Origin of the sequence: Collinsella sp. An271, from assembly GCF_002159695.1 — a bacterium.
In the GTDB taxonomy this organism is placed as follows: domain Bacteria; phylum Actinomycetota; class Coriobacteriia; order Coriobacteriales; family Coriobacteriaceae; genus Collinsella; species Collinsella ihumii.
Genome location: NZ_NFJE01000012.1, coordinates 1 through 17,008 on the forward strand (window position 1 = coordinate 1; position 17,008 = coordinate 17,008).

Genomic DNA, 17,008 nt, shown 5'->3' on the forward strand with positions numbered 1-17,008 from the left:
TCGGCGCTGGGGTACCTCAGCCCCGAGGAGTTCGAGCGGGCCAACTGGCCCGAGGAGGACCGCCACCCGATGGCGGCGTAAGGGTGTAAACGGAATCGGGGTAGATTCATCGGCCCCGCGGGCGTCCTCCTCGATGAGGATCGACGGGATGCCCCTGCTGACGCAGTAGAGGTGGGTGTGCAGCCTGTAGCCGACGTGCATTTCGCAGCCCTCGTACAGGGCGAAGCCGCCCGCGTCGCCGGAGATGTCCCTGTACTCGACCCCGTGGTCATCGAGCCACCGGGCGATCTCGCGGTTGCAGGGGCCCGAGTACCTGGTGTCGATGCCGCCGTTGAAGGTGAACAGCAGCTCGGACCTCGGGAACCGGCTCCCCAGGAGCTCGAGAAGGGCGATGGTCTGCTCCGCGACGGGCCCATGGAGCTCCGGGTCCTTGGTGATGCCCGCGTTCGAGACCGCTATGCGGCGCGGCCCGCCAGGGCCCGGCCTCCTCAGGCGCACCGGCTCGAAGCCGTCCGCGTACCACACGGGGCAGCCGGTCATGGCCGAGGCGACGCCGTTGCGCCTCATGACCGCCTGCGTGACGCACCCCCTGCTGGCGATCACCCCCCCCCCGCGCGCGATTTGCGACAGCTTCGAGCGGACCTGCTCGGAGAAAAGTGGGGCTCCGTAGACGTCGGCGGCCTTGGGCGTCCTCCCGTACCAGCCGATCCCGATGAGGCTCACCGGGACCTCAACGTCCTCCAGCACCGACATGAGGTGGAAGGCGGAGGGGCTCAGCAGCCGGTCGTCGGCGATGGGCCCGCCGCCCGCGACGACGGCGTCGAACGAGTTGTAGAACCCGACCGGCATCTCCCGCGTAGCAGGGCAGAACTCGACGTCAGCCTTCCCGAACGCCCCTTCCGCAACCTGGCGCGTGAGCTCGACCAGTTTTTCCGTAATAAGCCAGTCCCCCGCGTTGTCCACGGGCCGCGTGACCACGAGTATCTTTCTCATCTTTTATCTTCCTTTCGTTCTGTACTTCTGCGAAGTCCATCGATCCTCCCCAGCAGCTCAAAATAAGCTGGGAACCTGAACGCGCGTGCGCCGACGATGTAAACCGCCGCGTAGACGGCAAGCTCAACCAGGAGCTTGGGAAGGTATCCGAGGCTTGTCAGATGCACTGCCGCCGCCGAGAGAGCTGCCGCCGTGCCCAGGACGTACGTGGGGGCGAGGTCCTTCAGCTGGTGAGCGCACGGATACCCGAAGACGCGGGCTGCCGGGCGCATGTCGACCCCGATCACGCTGATGATCCAAGAGAGGAATACGGCCCAGGCGGTTGCATAGATATCTCCCGTAGCGACGGCAGTTCCGCCTACGCATAGGAAGCCGATGACCGTCTTTTCAATCTGCAGCCGCATGTAGAGCCCAGAGTTCCCCTTGGCCATGTAGACGCGCAGGTTCACAAGATGAAACGCTGCGACCGCGTTTGCAGCGCATGTCAGCGAGAAGATAGGGGCGCACGGCAGCCATGTATCTCCCAGCAGCAGGCCGACTATCGGCTCAGCAGCAACCGCCGCGAACATGGAGACGGGAACCAAGGCGAACGAGCCGAACCGGAGGGCTTTACTTACTTTGTCCCTAAAAAGACCCTCATCGGATTTCGCCTCCGAGAAGACGGGGAACAGCACGTTTCCGATAGCGTTGGTCATCACATTGATGGCAGCGCCAGGGTATTTCCTCCCCTGGCTGTACAGGCCCAGCTCGCTTGCGGAGCACGTCCTGCCTATGATGAGCTCGGATATGCCCGAGTACAGGGTGCTCACGATGCTCGCCAAGCTGATTTTCCAGCCGAAACGGAACAGTGAGACCGCGTCCTTCCTGTTGAAGCGCGGCTTGGGCATCCAAGGGACGACGAGCCTCATGCAGATGCACGTGAACACGCTCTGGGATAGCGTCTGGACCACAAGGGCCCAGACGCCAAACCCGGCGAGCGCCGTAGCGATTCCCGCTACTCCCGAGGCGACGATGGCGAAAAGGCTCACGCGGAACATGCCTTGGAAATTCATGTTTCTCTGGAGGTAAGAGCGCTGGATCGAATTGAAGGAGTTGAAGAGGATGACCACAGAAAGCACACGCAGATATCGATCCAGCCCTTCCATGTTGTAAAACGAAGCGAACAAGGGGGCCAGCACGAAAAGAGCAAGATACATCACAACGGAGATCGCCGCACTCATCCAGAACGCGGTGTCATATGAGCGCTCGTCCGCATCCATTTTCTGAATAAGCCCTGACCCGAACCCGCTCTGGGCGATGGCATCGGCGACATTGGTCACAACCAACATGATTGACAGGACGCCGAAGGCCTCTGGGGACAATAGGCGTGCAAGCACAATCTGGATTATTAGCGCAGCTGCTTTCGAACCTCCCTGCTCAAGGAAAGACCAGATGAACGCTTTTGTAGTTCTACTAGCGCTCATTGGTACCACTCTCTTTCTCAATAAGGTGGCGTATTGCCATACAAGCCTCACGGAGCTCTTCTGGTGAACGGGGTGTCATTATTCGTTGGTGATGGTCATAACTTCGAAGAAACCGTTCAAAGAACTCACTTAACTTTGGAGACAGCGCTGATTCATCGTCCGTCTTGTAGTCGAAAAGAAACAGAAGCCAGGGCTCTTTATCGCCAAGCAATTTGGGCACTGTTGCAGCGGTCGAAAAGTCCGAAATGAGCACTGTTGAGTTGGCATCAATATTGGCGCAGAAACTTTCCCAGTCGAGCGCTTCATCTAGTTTCCGGTCGGAATAAAAACGTTTATCCCGTGGATGCTTCCGATAGATAACCTGCGGGAAATAACATGAGACCTCTGCAAAGAGACTATCATCGCGCTTGACATGATTACATAATCCGCCCTTTACCGCTTGTCCAAGGAAAATGATCTGCCAATTGTGTCCTGCGGGGCTATCTACTTCTCTCTTGTCCGTTTGTCGTTCACTTTTCGCATTTCGACCAATTTTGATTATGGGGAATGGATAATTCGCCGTAACCAAGGTCGGTTGATGCATGAATATACCCCGTGGATTTAAAAGAAGGTTTCCTTGGAAACACACGCCGTTAACGAAGCTCAATATTCGTGACAAAGCAGTGGAACTATCGCCCTTGTTATCGAGGTAGAATATTCGGCGCAGTATTGAGCCGTCGTATGATCCGAGCCCTTCTTCGCAAAGATAGACTTCTGCTTGAGGATAGAGAGCACGAACCATCAACGATACGGCGTTTGGAGAAAAGACGATAATCCTAGAAGGGTTGATTCCTGCCATCGACCGCACTCGTCCACTCGGAAAACACTTGATTTTCGCGAGCAAGAGAGAAATTAAAAGTAGCGCCAGGGACTGTTTGGGGAATGTTCCTTGGCTGGAGAACTCCACATGTATAACCCGAAAGCTTTCAAATCGCGAGTCAGTTTCTTCTTTACCCCGAAGCGCACGTGAAGAAATAGAGGAGCTGCTCAAAATGACATTCTGGTCATCGGAGAAATACTCATCAATAAGCTGGCTCGCCACATGTGCGTGAAATGTTGTTGACACTAATATGAGGTTAGTTTGAGACATATCTTCATGCACCAGCCAAACTACTGTCGATGCGATTTCTTTTCGAACTAAATGCAAGAAATCTAGGATTGGACATAATGCCCCAGGTTGAAAACGCGAGACATATCTGAATATTTGACGCATCAAGATCGGCGAATACGAGAAAAATCATATATAACATCGCCACAACGACAGGACATGTCGTTCGGCCAGCTTTGCGAAAGGCTTTACGGCATCCTTCGAAGATGCTAAAGAGGCCCACTAGAAAGAAAAAAGCTCCTATAATCCCCGTCTTGTACAGGAATCCGATGTATGTACAGTGAGATCCAAGCGGTGCCGGGTTACCCACGACAGTGTATTTGATTCCAAGACCCATCAGTGGCGATTCGTTCATCACCATCCTCAAACTCTGCTCATAGATTTGGAATCTGGCACGGTTACTTCCCGCTCTGCTATTGAATAGATCGATGACGTATTCCGTAATCGAGCTCAAATTCAGAGCTGCTACTACAAGAAGAACCAGAAGTAGAACAATGGCGATACAAAAGAATATCTCCTTGTATTCATTGCTTGTACACATGATATATGACACAGCAACAACGCAAATAACGCCACACACAACAATCCCGATACGAGAATTGGTCTGCAATACAAAGAAATATCCGGCAAAAAGAGTAATTACCGATAATAAGGCCGAGTGTCTTTCATTTTCGCTTGCGTAAAGCACGAGCAACGGTGCAGAAATGCAGTAAAAATGGCCAATTCCTAAAGCGGTATCAAACAGGCCCACGAAACGAGCGGACACTCCAGACTCCAAGTAGTCAGCCATACTAAGAGAAAGCTCCAAGGGCCCCAACGAAATGGTATTCTTTGGTAGAATTAGATAAACTATATATATTATTCCAAGAATAATATAATTCATAAATGTATATCGATATATCAGTCTTCTGTCATTAAACTTGAACTGGGCATTAATGCATGCTCCGTATAGAGTAAGCGCAACCAGCCAAATTGACATTGTATTAATAGCGGCCAGCAGCCGCTTCACATCAATTACGCCTTGGACGCATTGAAACAAGATGCTGAAACAGTGGACGGCAGAGCCCAGCATGATAAAAATGATCCCTAGCCCAAGCCGCTGACGGACAATGGTTTTCCTATTCGAGATAATGAGCATGGCGGCAAATAGAAATAGAACCACAAACTGGAGAGTTTTGGGAAGTATGACGATTAGCCAGAAATACTTCAGCGCATACAGCTCGACATGACGAATTCCCGTAGGGTCTACCTTGCTCTGCTTGACAACTATTCTGGCATCTTCGTTAATTTTTGCGATTGTGGGGAATCGGTACACCGCTATCTGCCTCCCGATTGTTTTTTCAGCAGGCGCTTTGTTTGCTTTGCGATAACTCGAATCGAGTGCGGCATGCATGCAACAATAGATTCCCAAATGCGTTGCTCAAGTCCAAAGTTGCGCTTGTATGAGACAGCAAGGCCAGCACCGTGTTTTTCTGCGTATTCCCCGATAATTTCGGCGCGCTTTTTTTGATCGCATCTACTGGGTCGATTAACGCAAGTATTGCCTGCGGCGATGCTGCTAAAAGAACTTTCGCACATCTTGAGCGATTCGCCCAATCTCTCAAGAACAGACTGTCCTCGGCTCGTGCAAACAAGAACGCATGAGATGCCGTTATGCAGCTCTTCGAGCTTATAGCCGAGGCCCATGCTCTCTACGCCCCAGTAATCACCTACGGTAACGTCGCCGACGCGCTCTCGACAGGCGTATGGGCATGCGTAGCAGCTGTCGCGTAATATTAATCCCTTTTGAAATAGCCAGTAATACGGGTAGTCGAAAGAATAGCGCTGCCTTTTAGCCGAAACACCACCCTGCACTACAACCGTCGGGTTCTTGGTCCCCCATCCTTTTCGTTTGTCGCGGAAGCGGAAGTCGTTCACGCGCTCACCGCACTCACGCTCCAGGTCGTTCAAGAAGTCGGCGTACATGCGGCGCGAGGGCACACCTTCGCAGATAAGATCAACGAGCAGAAGGTTTTCTCTTTTGCCGAAGAGGCGACGCAGCGCTGCGCATTGGCAAGGGGTGCCTACGAAGGCCACATGGGCACCGGACTCGAGATCGGTAGTAATCTGGGAAATCGCTCGGGATATGTCGCTCTGGACGTACTTCGACCCCCGAGAGCTATCAACGTCCTCGGGGGAAACCAGTCTCTCGTGGCGCACATCCTCACGATGGGCGACGCAGCCGTACGCGACGCCACCATTTGCAACGACATGTAGCGCAATCGCGGTCGCGACACCACCAGACGCGCTCCTCATGAGCTGATCCTTATTGGTGGCGTAGGCGCCGTAGGCTTTCGGTTCCCCATTGTGCTTTAGGTCGTTCGGTTCAGCCATGTGGCAGGCCTGATAGCACTTGCCGCAGCCTATACACTTCTTCTCGTCAACCATTGGATACGTGAATCCGCAGGCGTCTTCTCCCATGGCGATTGCGCCCGTCGGGCACGCGTAGGCACAGGCGGAGCAGCCGGTACAGAGCTTTGCATCCTTGTTATCGATGTAAGGGGCCCTCATCTCTCATCGCCCTCTCTGCATGAAGCAATCTGCTCTGCGAGGTACGCGCGTGCCGCGCTCCTGCCCTCGGCGACCCGGGTGCGCGCGGGATTCCAGTCTGGGGCGGAGTCGAGCAGGCGGGGAAAGTCGGCGGGTGCGGACGCCGTGCGGGACTCCAACCCCAGGCGCGAGAGCAGATCGGTCAGCTTCTCGGCGTTGCCATACCCGACGGTGCGCACGACAGTCGCAAATGGGCGCTCGGCAATCACGGACAAGATGGTGCCGTGGAAGGTGTCGGTGAGCACGCACTCGGCGCCCCGGAAGGCGGCCAGCACCTCGAGGGGGCCGAGGTCGAGGAACCCGTCGCAGCAGCCCTGTACGCCGCCGACGTTGACGACCCTGAGGCCCCGCTCGTCGGCGTAGGTGCGCAGCGCGGCGCACTCCTCGCGCGTAAGCCTGCCCGAGTAGGCGTAGGCAATCATGTAGCGACCCTCGACGGGACTCTCGGGGACGTCCTCCTCGCCGAAGAAGTCCCAGGCGAGCACGGGGTCGAGGTTGCGGACCGGGTCCGCCCCGGCGAGCTCCCGCACCACAGAGGCGGTGTTCTCGTCGCGCACCGAAACGGCGTCGAGGCTCCGGAGCCAGCCGGCCACCTCGCCGGCAACGCCGTGCTCGCACAGCTTCGCGACGGTCGTGTTCCCGCAGGAGGCGGCGTAGGTGATGGTGCGCCCAGCTTCCGAGCCCACCCCGAACAGGTCTGGGCTGAAGCCGACGTTGGGGTTGGGCTGCACGCAGTTGAAGACCTCGTCCGACCCGATGACGAGCATGTCCAGGCCCCCTGTGCGGTAATCCGGCTCGACGGGCAGCCCCAGCAGCGGCCAGGTGCGCGCATCGAAATGTCGCTTGTAGTTGGCGTAGGCGAGCTTGGCCGCAAGCGGCCCCGGCCCCTCCAGGACCTCGGCGAGCTTGGCCGCCGGACGCGGCAGGCGGCTCGAGCGCTCTGGCTCGACCAGGCACCTGCCCGGCCGGTAGTCGACGAAGCGAACCTCGCAGCCCAGCGACTCCAGCAGCCTCCTCAGCCCGTAGGCCTGCAGGAACGACCCGTAGTTGCGTATCCTCTGCATCGACATGATGCCGACGCGCGGCTTATCCATAAAGCTACAGCCCCTCTATCCGCTCGCGAAGCTCACGGCAGAACTCCGCGTTGTGGCTCCTGAAACCAGCACCCGACCTTGACAGCCGGCGCGCCCCCTCGATGGCGGCGGCCATGTCGGCGACGTCGTAGACCGGCACGATACCGCCCTTGCGCTCCGCTACCAGGCGCACGAAGGCCACCTGGTGGTCGTTCACGTGCTCGCCGAACCGCTCGTAGCGGGGCACGACGACGGGCGCCTTGCCCGCCGCCAACGCCTCGATGAAGGAGGACGGCCCGCCGTGGGTGACCACGACGTCGGCCTCCTCCATGCGCGAGCGCATCTCGGGTGCGGGCACGAACCTCGCCCATCCGCAGTGCTCGGGCTCGTACGTGCAGTAGCCCGTCTGGACGAAGACCTCCTCATCGAGCGTCCCGTCCGCGACGAGCCCGTCTATCGCCTTGACCAGCCTGTCGAAGGGCTGCTCGTGAGTCCCCACCGTCACGAAGACCATCCGCGCCGCCCCCCTAGAAGACCGGCCCGAGGTTCACGGAGCCGGGGTAGACCGCCTCCATCTCGGGCCACTGGACGACGAACAGGTCGGTCATGCGTCGCACGAGCCTGCCGGTGAGCGTGGGCGCGTCGACGCGGTCGAAAACCTCGATGTAGATGGTCTTTGCTCCGAGGAGCTTGCCTATGGCGAAGAACGGCACCGCCACCGCAGCGCCAGACGACACGATGAGGTCGGGCCTCTCCTTCCGGAGCACCCTGATCGCGAGCAGCGTGTTCCTCACGGTGTTCCTGAGGTTGCGGTTCGTAGGGAAGAAGCAGTGGTAGACCCTCTCGTCGGCGAGCGCGCTGTTAGCGTCCTCCTTGTCGAAGGTCACCCAGAAGCGGTCGGCCGCCTGCTCGATCACCGGCATGAGCATGCGCATGTGCGTGAGGTGCCCGCCCGAGGAGGTGGGGATGCATACCTTTGCTTTCGAAAGGTCCATCTACCTCGCCCCCTTCCCGGTGAAGAGCACCGCCACCGTCTGGGCGATGAGCACGAGGTCCGTCCTCACTCCCCGCCTCGCGATGTATCCAAGATCCAGCCTCACCATGTCATCGAAGTCCACGTCGGACCTCCCTCCCACCTGCCAGGGGCCGGTGAGCCCCGGCTTCACGGCGAGCCGCTGCATGGCCCAGGCGTCGTACTGCTCCACCTCGCGGGGAAGCGGAGGCCTGGGGCCCACCACGGACATCTGGCCCAGAAGCACGTTCACGAACTGGGGGAACTCGTCTATGGAGTGCCTCCTTATGAACCGGCCGATCCTCGTGACCCTCGGGTCGTCGGCCATCTTGAACATCGGGCCCTCGACCTCGTTTTTCTCGAGCAGCTGGTCGAGCATCCCGTCGGCGTCCTTCACCATGCTCCGGAACTTCCACATGGTGAACTCGCGTGGCCTCCCGTCAGGTCCGATCCTGCCCACGCGCTTCTGCCCGTAGATGGGGCAGCCCGGGGTCTCCAGCCGTATCGCCAGGCACAGCAGCGCCGAGGGCACGAGCGCCACCGCGATCACGCACGCGCTGAACGCGATGTCGAACGCCCGCTTAACGAGCCGATAGCCCAAGCGCGACCTATCCCAGTCGCGAGCCTTGCGCAATAGCGCCAGACGACCGTCCTTCCGACGGTCCCTCTCGGCATGCTCGCGCGTTCCCGACACGGGGACGTGGACATCGGCCGCGACCGCGCCCGAGATCTCCTCATGCTCGATTGTCATCGCCGAATTCCGACCCCAACCCAGGCCCCACCGTCGCCAGCGCTACCGCTTCGCGACGATCTCCAGCCCGACCCTGATTCTCTTCACTCGACCCAACATGGGAACTTCCAGCTCGGCTTCGCGCTTGTGGCGGTCGATCCGCCTGATCTCGAACTCGCGGCCCTTGAGCGGCCCGCGCATCACCATGACGCGGTCGCCCTCGATGACGCCCTCGCTCATCTCCACCACATGGGTGTCGATGTCGGTGTAGGCGTTCAGCCACGCCTCCTCGTCCGCGGAAAGCGGCATGAAGTACTCCCCGTTGCCCCCCAGAAGCCTGGTGAACGCCGGCACCTCGGCGAGCCTCGCCGCCACCGCGCCGGGGTCTCGCGTCTGGATGAACACGTAGCCCGGCAGCAGCTGCATGCGCACCGTGCGCCATTGCCCCTTCGCCGCGCGCTTGGTCTCGTACGACGGCGTGAAGCAGTCGTCAACGAGATCCTCCAGCGCTCGGACGAGCAGCCTGCGCGTGCGCTCCTCGGCCCCGCTTCGGACCTGGACCGCGTAGAGCTTCGCCACGGACACATCGATCACCCCGACCATATCGCACGGCTTCGCCGACACGACTCCGCGCGGACAACAGGAAGTATTCATGCCTTCGCGGGCGCGGCAACGCGATACTCGACGATTGCCGAACCGGAAGGATTGTGTGCAGGGCAGTTCCCTGCGCCAGACCCGCGCGGACGCGCTCCCCGTGGGCCCGGCGCAACGCACTGCGCCGCGAGCCTCTAGCTCTTGTGTGGGACGTCGATGGGCATCGACTCCGTGAAGCCGCCGTCCGCGTCGCCCACGCTCACCAGGCAGCGCCTGCGGTGGCGGTCGATGCGGGAGATGCGCGCCTCCTGCCCCGCGAGCGGACCCTCCAGCACGCGCAAGACCCCGTCGCGGATCTCCGCCGTGGAGCTGCGAATCACGTGCCGCGCGTCCATGGACTGCGCGAACCATGCAGCCGCCTCATCCGCCAAGGGCAGCCAGGCGCGCTGCTCGGTGCCCGCAAGCTTCGCCGGCACCGACAGGCCCGCGAGCGCCTTGGCGAGCCCCGCCGCGTCGCGGGAAAGCGCGAACGCGTAACCGCGATACATCGGCGCGGCGCTCAGGGACCACGTGCCGTCGCGCTTGATCCAGCGCTCCTTCTGCGGCGCGAAGGCGTCATCGAGGATGTTTTTGGGGACGAGCCGGAGCAGCCGGTCGCAGGAGTCCTGCTCGTGCCCCTCGGGAACGCGCAGCAGGTACCAGCGGACACGGCCCGCAGGGGTGCGCCTTCCGCAGGGAAGGCCCATGGCCATGCGGGCGCCGCGGCGCGTGCGCTCTGCAGCCGCCGAGGCAACAGCCATATGCCCTCCCCCTTCCAGGACCCGAAGGCGCCCGGCAAGCGGGCGACACCAGGGACCGTTCATCACAGGTGCGCGAAAAGGTACACCTTTTTAGGTTCATATCACGGACCCCATTATACACACGGACGCGTCGCGGCGTGTAAAGAAACCGCAGCTCTTCACGCGTGGCCCACTCTTGCCTTTTGTTAAACGGACGCCCCTTCAAAACGTGTACTTTTTGATCTCTTCGCCAGGCTTTCTACCTGCAAGAACATCTCATCCCACACGCCCGCGACCCAAAACAAGCGACCGCGCGTCCACCGGCGCGCCACAAACTCCCACACATACCGACACACAAAAAAGACCCGATCCGGCACATGACCGAATCGGGTCTTCCCCAACATATATCTAACGTGAGCCGAACTATGCGGCCCCGTTCGCGAAGGGCCAGCCAGTGCTACCGCTCCAAACCGGACACCTCTGCAGGCAGGGGCTTCTTCAGGAAGGACAGGATCAGGCAGGCGACCACCGCGCCGACAACGAGCGCGAGAAGGTACATGACCGGGTTGCCGATGACCGCGATCACCCAGGCGCCGCCATGGGGTGCAGGGCTCGTGCAGCCGAAGCCCGCGGACATCGCGCCGGCGATCGCAGCGCCGACGATGCAGGAGGGCAGCACGCGCCCGGGATCGGCCGCGGCGTACGGAATCGCGCCTTCGGTGATGAACGACAGCCCCATGATGTAGTTCACGATGCCCGCCTTGCGGTTCTCGGGCGTCCAGCGGTTCTTGAAGATCGTCGTGGACAGGGCGATCGCCAGCGGCGGGACCATGCCGCCGATCATGACGGAGGCCATGATAATCTGACCGGTCGTGGTGCCGTCGGCGAGCATGGCGGTGCCGAACACGTACGCGGCCTTGTTGAACGGGCCGCCCATGTCGACCGACATCATGCCGGCGACCACGGCACCCAGAAGCACGAGGTTGGTCGTGCCCATGCCGTTCAGGGCAGAGGTGAGCCACGAGTTGATGGCCGCAAAGATCGGGTTGAGGGTAAGCATCACGAGCCCGATCAGGAAGATCGCGATCAGCGGATACAGCAGCACCGGCTTGATACCCTCGAGCGAGTCGGGCAGCTTGTCGCACAGCTTCTCGAGGCCATACGTCAGGTAGCCGGCGGCGAAACCCGCGAACAGCGCCGCGATGAAGCCGCCCGAGATCAGCGCAGCCTGCGCGTCGGCGTCCATGGCGCTGGAGAGGTAGCCGAGCGTGAAGCCCTGCTTGGCAATCCAGCCGCCCACAAAACCAGGTGCCAGGCCGGGGCGGTCGGCGATGGACATGGAGATGAAGCCCGCGAGGATCGGCAGCATGAAGTTGAACGCCTGGTTGCCGACGAGGTTGAAGAACGCGGCGAGCGGGGTGCTGGAGCCATAGGAGCTCGAGCCCATGCCGGCCTGGTCGAGCAAGAAGGAGATGGCCATGAGAATGCCGCCGCCCACGACGAACGGCAGCATGTGGGACACGCCGTTCATCAGGTGCTTGTAGACGGTGGAGCCGATGCCCTCGGTCGAGGCGGACGCCGCCGGCGCGGACGAGCCGCCCTCGGCGTGGCAGATGGGCGCCTCCCCGTTCATGATAATGTTGATGAGGCGCTCAGCGTCGTTGATGCCGGCCGAGACATTGGTGGAGTACAGCGGCTTGCCGTTGAAGCGGGAGAGCTCGATGCCCTTGTCGGCGGCGATGATGATGCCGCGGCACGCGGCGATCTCCTCGGGTGTCAACGCGTTCTTGGTACCGACCGAGCCCTGGGTCTCGACTTTGATGGTGACACCCATCTGCTCGGCGACCTTCTCGAGGTTCTCGGCGGCCATGTAGGTGTGCGCGATGCCCGTGGGGCACGCGGTGATGGCGAGCACCTGCGGAAGGCCCGTATCGACCGCGGCGTGCGCCTCGGCGGCAGCGGCAGCCGCCTCGCGGGCAGCCTTGGCCTCGGCGGCCTTTTTCTCCTTCTCCGCCTGCTCGGCATCGTGGGCGGCCTCGGCCGTATCGATCACCGACAAAAACTCGTCGACCGTCTTGGCGGCGCGCAGGGCATCGGCGAAGTCCTCGTGCATGAGCAGCATCGAGAGCTTGGCGAGCACCTCGAGGTGCACGTTGGCCTGGCCCTCGGGGGCCGCGATCATGAAGATGAGGTCGGAGGGCTTGCCGTCCGGTGCGTTCCAGTCGACGCCCGCGGGAACCGTGATGGCGGCGAGACCGGGGCGTACGACGGCATCGGTCTTGGCGTGCGGGATGGCGACACCCTCGCCTACCGCGGTGCTGAACTGCGATTCGCGCTCGAGCACCGCCGCGCGGTACTTCTCGCGATCGTTGATGGTGCCGCTCGCATCGTGCAGGTCGACCAGCACGTCGATGGCATCCGCCTGCGTGGCGGCCGCGACTCCCAGCTTCACCCCATTCTTGCTGAACAACTCGGTTATTTTCATAGCGAACCCCTTTCCCCGGCATAAGCCAGCCCAGCCGCCAATACCTGACGGGCTATGTAGAAACAGATTTGATATGGGCGACGCGCGAACTATGTGCGCGAGCCGTTAACGATTGAAGGCGGCGAGCAGCGCCTCGACCTGGTCTCGCTCGGCGAGGCCCAGCGAGAACGCGCTCGCGGACCCCGTGCAGACACCCATGGTAAACGCCCGCTCGACATCGCCTGCGCTCTCCAGCCAACCGGCGATGAAGCCCGCGACCATCGAGTCGCCCGCGCCCACCGAATTCACCACGGCGCCTGCAGGCGAGGGCCCTTCGACCACCTGGCCGTCCTCGGCGACAAGAACCGCGCCCTCACCCGCCATCGAGACGAGCACGTTGCGCGCGCCGCGCTCCTGGAGCTTCTTCGCGTACGGAACCACCTCGTCACGTCGCTTGAGCTCGACGCCGAAGATCTCGCCCAGCTCGTGGTTGTTCGGCTTGATGAGGAAGGGCTTGAACGGAAGGACGTTGACGAGCAGGTCGCGCGTGGCGTCGACCACGATGCGGATGCCCCGGCCCTCCAGGCGCTTCATGATGCGCTCGTAGATGTCGCCGGGAAGCGCCGCGGGCACGCTGCCGGAGATGACCAGGATATCGTCGGTAGCGAGCGCATCGAGCTTGGCGTACAGCTCATCGATGTCGCGCTCGTCGATATCGGGGCCGATGCCGTTGATCTCGGTCTCCTCGTTCGACTTGACCTTGACGTTGATGCGGCTCATGCCGTGGCTGACCTCGATGAAGTCGGTGTCGATGCCCTGCAGCTGAAGGCGGCGCGCGATCTCGTCGCCGGTGAACCCGGCAAGAAAGCCGAGCGCGCAGCTCGGGTGGCCGAGGTTCTTGAGCACGATGGACACGTTGATGCCCTTGCCGCCCGCCATGACGGTCTCGCGCGTCACGCGGTTGACCTCGCCGAGCGCAAGGTCGTCGACTGCCACGACGTAATCGAGGCACGGGTTGAAGGTGACGGTGTAGATCATGGAAGGGCTCTCTTTCTTGGTCGACGTGTCTGGTTTCTAGCGCCTAGCGCCCGTCCTGCCCGTTTCCGGCGCAGATGATGTTCGCTGCGTCCGCGAGCTCGGGCGGGATGGACTCGGTGATGACGGTCGCATCGTCGAAGTCGGCGAAGGCGACCGGGGAGACGACGGAGAACTTGCTGGAATCGCAGAGCACGAAGGGACGCAGGGTGCGCGAGAGCGCGATGCCCTTCACGACCGCCTCGCCGGTTTCGGGCGTGGTGAAGCCTTCGTCCGGCGTGGCGCCGTTCGTGCCGAAAAAGCCGATGGTGAAGCGGTAGTGGCGCAGCGCCTCGACCGTCTGCTCGCCCACAAGCGCCTCGGTGACCTGCTTGAGCTCCCCTGCCGGCACGAGCACGCGGCAGCCTTTGACGAGCAGCGCATGGGCGTTGGCGATGGAGTTGGTGAGGTAGGTGGCGTGCGTCTCCGTGATGAAGTCGACGAGGCGCTCGGTCGTGGAGCCGGAGTCGATGTAGACGAAATCGTCGGGACCGATCAACGAGGCGGCGCGGCGCGCGATCGCCGTCTTGGCCTCGGTGTTGACGCCATGTCGCTCGTTGACGGATTGATCGGACGCGACAACGGTGCGCGCGACGGCGGTGGCGCCACCGTGCACCTTCACGATACGGCCCATCTGGGCAAGACGCGTCAGATCGCGGCGCACCGTGGATTCAGAGGCGTCCAGACGCTCCATCAGCTCGTTTGCCGTCATGGATCCATGCTCGTTGACCAGGTTGACGATGGTTTGAAGACGATCTTCCGCAAGCATCTGCGCTCCTCTCTTTCGTGTCCGGCGAATGGCATCAAAACCATTCAAAAACATTCTAATTCGTTCACAACAAGAGCTTAGCACCAGAATCGTTCACTATCAGCCAAAACCGTTCATCGCACGTGAACGGTCGATTTCTCCAGGTGAACGGTTTTGAACGTCTCTGACCGTTTTTGGTGCAAATTGGGGACGTACCTTGCGCGTGCATGTATGCACGCGCAAGGTACGTCCCCAATTTGCACGTGGGTGGAGGCGGTCCGCTTTGCGCCATCGGCCCCAGCGGTGCCCGCGCCCACCGCGGCAGCACCCGGCCCCAACGGCGGGGCCGCTTGCGCTATCCTTGTTCTTCGTATGCAACACAACCGTATGAAAGGCAGGCGAATCCCCGTGACGAGACCCGGCACCAAAACCGCTGCGTTCAAGCAAGCCCTGCCGCTTTGCGTCCCCATCATGGCGGGCTTCGTCTTCCTCGGCATCACCTGCGGCGTGTACTCGAGCTCGCTCGGGCTGCCCTGGTGGATGCCGACGCTCATGTCCATCGCCATCTTCGGCGGCTCGGCGGAGTTCGTCGTCGCGTCCATGCTGCCGGGCGCGTTCGACCCGCTCACCGCCTTCCTCGTCGTCCTCGTGGTGCAGGCGCGCCACCTGTTCTACGGCTTGTCCATGCTCGAGCCGTTTCGCGGCATGGGCAAGAAGAAGCCCTACCTGATCTACGCCATGTGCGACGAATCGTTCTCCATCAACTATTCGGCCCACGTGCCCGCCTCGATCGATCGCGGCTGGTTCATGACGTTCGTGAGCCTGCTCAACCAGGGCTCCTGGGTCGTCGGGTGCACGCTCGGCGGCGTCTTCGGCAGCATGATCCCCTTGCATGTCCAGGGCATCTCGTTCGCCATGACGGCCCTGTTCGTCGTCATCTTCATGGACCAGTGGCTCTCCGAGCCGAGCCACGCGAGCTCGCTGACCGGCCTTGCCGCCACGGCGCTCGCCCTCGTGGTCTTCGGACCCGACAGCTTCTTGATCCCCGCCATGGTCCTCATCCTGGTCGTGGTCACCGCGGCGCGCGCCAAGCTGGAACCCGTATATGGCGATGCGGGCGAAAAGAAGGAGGAGGGTGAGCGCGCATGACGGTCATCCAGCAGATCATCACCGTGCTCATCGCCGGCGCCGCGACCGTCCTCACCCGCTTTCTGCCGTTCGCCGCGTTTAGGCACGGCGCCCCGCGCTACATCCGCTATCTCGGCGACGTGCTGCCCGGCGCGGTCTTCGGCCTGCTCGTGGTCTACTGCGTGAAAGACGTCGACGTCATGGGAGGCTATCACGGCGCGCCCGAGGCCATCGGCGTCCTCATCACCGCGCTTTCCTACCTGTGGCGCCGCGACATGCTGACGTCCATCCTCGCGGGCACCCTGTCCTATATGGTCCTCGTCAATCTCGTATTCGTCTGATGCGGGCGGCACGCGCAGCCCGCCTTGAGGAGATGACCGTCTTGCACATCGATCGCACGCGCGCCCTCGAGGCGTTCAACGGCTACGTCGCGCCCTACGACGCGGACAATCCCCGCATCGCGCTCAAGGTGGCGCACACCCTGCGCGTGGCGGACGTGTGCGACGCCATCGCACGCGACGAGGGCTTGGGCGACGAGGACCGCGACCTCGCGTGGCTGTGCGGCCTGCTGCACGACCTCGGCCGTTTTGAGCAGCTTCGCCGATGGGACACCTTCGACGACTCCTGCAGCGCCAGCCATGCCGCGCTCGGCGTGCGCGAGCTGTTCGAGAGCGGCCCCGAGGCCGCGGGCAGCATCCGGCGCTTTAGCCCCTCGTCCGAGGAGGACGGGCTCATTCGCGAGGCCGTCGGACAGCACAGCGCGCTGCGCGTGGACGATCGCCTCGATGCGCGCACGCGGCTGTTCTGCGACCTTGTGCGCGATGCCGACAAGATCGACATCCTGCGCGTGGCGAGCGAGAGCAGCGTGCAAACGATTCTGGGCATCGACGAGCACACGTTTTTGGACAGCGGCATCTCGGACGGCGCGCGGCGCGCCTTTGCCGAGCGCCGCTGCGTGGCGCGCTCCGAGCGCACCGAGCCGGCCGACTTCCTCGTCGGGCTCATGGGGTTCATCTTCGAGCTCAGGTTTGCCGCGAGCCTCCGCCTCGTGCGCGAGCAGGGCTACCTGTACCGCATCCTCGACGACCCCTTCGGGCTCGGGCGCCCCTTCGCCGACCCCGCGACGCAGAAGACGTGGGGGCGCATGTGCGCCGAGATGCGGGAGCTGGTCGAGAAGGACGCCTGACATTCCTGGCGGGACGGGTTGAAACGAA

Annotated in this window: 17 protein-coding genes; 3 read left to right on the forward strand and 14 right to left on the reverse strand. The window is 61.7% G+C overall.

Annotation, left to right across the window (positions count from 1 at the left end):
- The 14 genes from B5F74_RS10085 to B5F74_RS10140 all read right to left on the reverse strand — a co-directional run.
- Positions 1 to 993, reverse strand: a 993-nt coding sequence (locus B5F74_RS10085; RefSeq protein ID WP_143753853.1) for a polysaccharide pyruvyl transferase family protein, incomplete at its 3' end; no start/stop codon positions are given.
- Positions 990 to 2,456: a lipopolysaccharide biosynthesis protein gene (locus B5F74_RS10090; RefSeq protein WP_087202143.1), complete on the reverse strand. Its 1,467-nt coding sequence runs from the start codon at positions 2,454 to 2,456 to the stop codon at positions 990 to 992. The genes B5F74_RS10090 and B5F74_RS10085, both read right to left, overlap by 4 nt.
- A complete protein-coding gene (locus tag B5F74_RS12255) occupies positions 2,446 to 3,585 on the reverse strand; it encodes a hypothetical protein (protein ID WP_143753854.1) in 1,140 nt (379 codons plus the stop codon). The genes B5F74_RS10090 and B5F74_RS12255 overlap by 11 nt, the downstream gene beginning before the upstream one ends.
- Positions 3,586 to 3,589: 4 nt before the next feature.
- On the reverse strand, positions 3,590 to 4,996 hold the full coding sequence (locus B5F74_RS10095; RefSeq protein WP_087202145.1) for an O-antigen ligase family protein: 1,407 nt from the start codon (positions 4,994 to 4,996) through the stop codon (positions 3,590 to 3,592).
- On the reverse strand, positions 4,921 to 6,153 hold the full coding sequence (locus B5F74_RS10100) for a Coenzyme F420 hydrogenase/dehydrogenase, beta subunit C-terminal domain (RefSeq protein WP_087202148.1): 1,233 nt from the start codon (positions 6,151 to 6,153) through the stop codon (positions 4,921 to 4,923). Before B5F74_RS10100 ends, B5F74_RS10095 begins: the two co-directional genes overlap by 76 nt.
- On the reverse strand, positions 6,150 to 7,286 hold the full coding sequence (locus B5F74_RS10105; protein ID WP_087202150.1) for a polysaccharide pyruvyl transferase family protein: 1,137 nt from the start codon (positions 7,284 to 7,286) through the stop codon (positions 6,150 to 6,152). The genes B5F74_RS10100 and B5F74_RS10105 overlap by 4 nt, the downstream gene beginning before the upstream one ends.
- Positions 7,287 to 7,290: 4 nt before the next feature.
- Positions 7,291 to 7,779, reverse strand: a complete 489-nt coding sequence (locus B5F74_RS10110) for a glycosyltransferase (RefSeq protein ID WP_087202152.1) — start codon at positions 7,777 to 7,779, stop codon at positions 7,291 to 7,293.
- A gap of 13 nt (positions 7,780 to 7,792) precedes the next feature.
- The gene (gene pssD, locus B5F74_RS10115; protein ID WP_087202154.1) at positions 7,793 to 8,260 is read right to left on the reverse strand and encodes a PssD/Cps14F family polysaccharide biosynthesis glycosyltransferase; all 468 of its coding nucleotides are present in this window, start codon (positions 8,258 to 8,260) and stop codon (positions 7,793 to 7,795) included.
- Positions 8,261 to 9,028, reverse strand: coding sequence for a sugar transferase (locus tag B5F74_RS10120; RefSeq protein WP_087202156.1), 768 nt, complete (start codon positions 9,026 to 9,028; stop codon positions 8,261 to 8,263).
- 42 nt (positions 9,029 to 9,070) lie between these two features.
- Positions 9,071 to 9,610, reverse strand: coding sequence for an antiterminator LoaP (loaP, locus tag B5F74_RS12435; RefSeq protein ID WP_158095754.1), 540 nt, complete (start codon positions 9,608 to 9,610; stop codon positions 9,071 to 9,073).
- Between the two features lie 185 nt (positions 9,611 to 9,795).
- Entirely contained in the window at positions 9,796 to 10,401 is a 606-nt protein-coding gene (locus B5F74_RS12440; protein WP_158095755.1) for a hypothetical protein, read from the reverse strand.
- Between the two features lie 436 nt (positions 10,402 to 10,837).
- The gene (locus B5F74_RS10130; protein ID WP_087202160.1) at positions 10,838 to 12,865 is read right to left on the reverse strand and encodes a fructose-specific PTS transporter subunit EIIC; all 2,028 of its coding nucleotides are present in this window, start codon (positions 12,863 to 12,865) and stop codon (positions 10,838 to 10,840) included.
- Positions 12,866 to 12,970: 105 nt separating this feature from the next.
- Positions 12,971 to 13,882, reverse strand: a complete 912-nt coding sequence (pfkB, locus tag B5F74_RS10135) for a 1-phosphofructokinase (RefSeq protein ID WP_087202162.1) — start codon at positions 13,880 to 13,882, stop codon at positions 12,971 to 12,973.
- 43 nt (positions 13,883 to 13,925) lie between these two features.
- Positions 13,926 to 14,687 (reverse strand): DeoR/GlpR family DNA-binding transcription regulator, encoded by a 762-nt coding sequence (locus B5F74_RS10140; protein ID WP_087202164.1) that lies wholly within the window; start codon positions 14,685 to 14,687, stop codon positions 13,926 to 13,928.
- Positions 14,688 to 15,074: 387 nt separating this feature from the next.
- On the opposite strand from B5F74_RS10140, the gene B5F74_RS10145 reads away from it, so the two are divergent.
- The 3 genes from B5F74_RS10145 to B5F74_RS10155 are packed head-to-tail and all read left to right on the forward strand — an operon-like array spanning position 15,075 to position 16,980.
- Positions 15,075 to 15,815 (forward strand): AzlC family ABC transporter permease, encoded by a 741-nt coding sequence (locus B5F74_RS10145; RefSeq protein WP_239283460.1) that lies wholly within the window; start codon positions 15,075 to 15,077, stop codon positions 15,813 to 15,815.
- Complete coding sequence (locus B5F74_RS10150; RefSeq protein ID WP_087202168.1) at positions 15,812 to 16,135, forward strand: AzlD domain-containing protein; 324 nt, start codon at positions 15,812 to 15,814, stop codon at positions 16,133 to 16,135. Before B5F74_RS10145 ends, B5F74_RS10150 begins: the two co-directional genes overlap by 4 nt.
- Before the next feature lie 32 nt (positions 16,136 to 16,167).
- Positions 16,168 to 16,980 (forward strand): HD domain-containing protein, encoded by an 813-nt coding sequence (locus tag B5F74_RS10155; protein ID WP_087202170.1) that lies wholly within the window; start codon positions 16,168 to 16,170, stop codon positions 16,978 to 16,980.
- Positions 16,981 to 17,008: the final 28 nt, after the last annotated feature.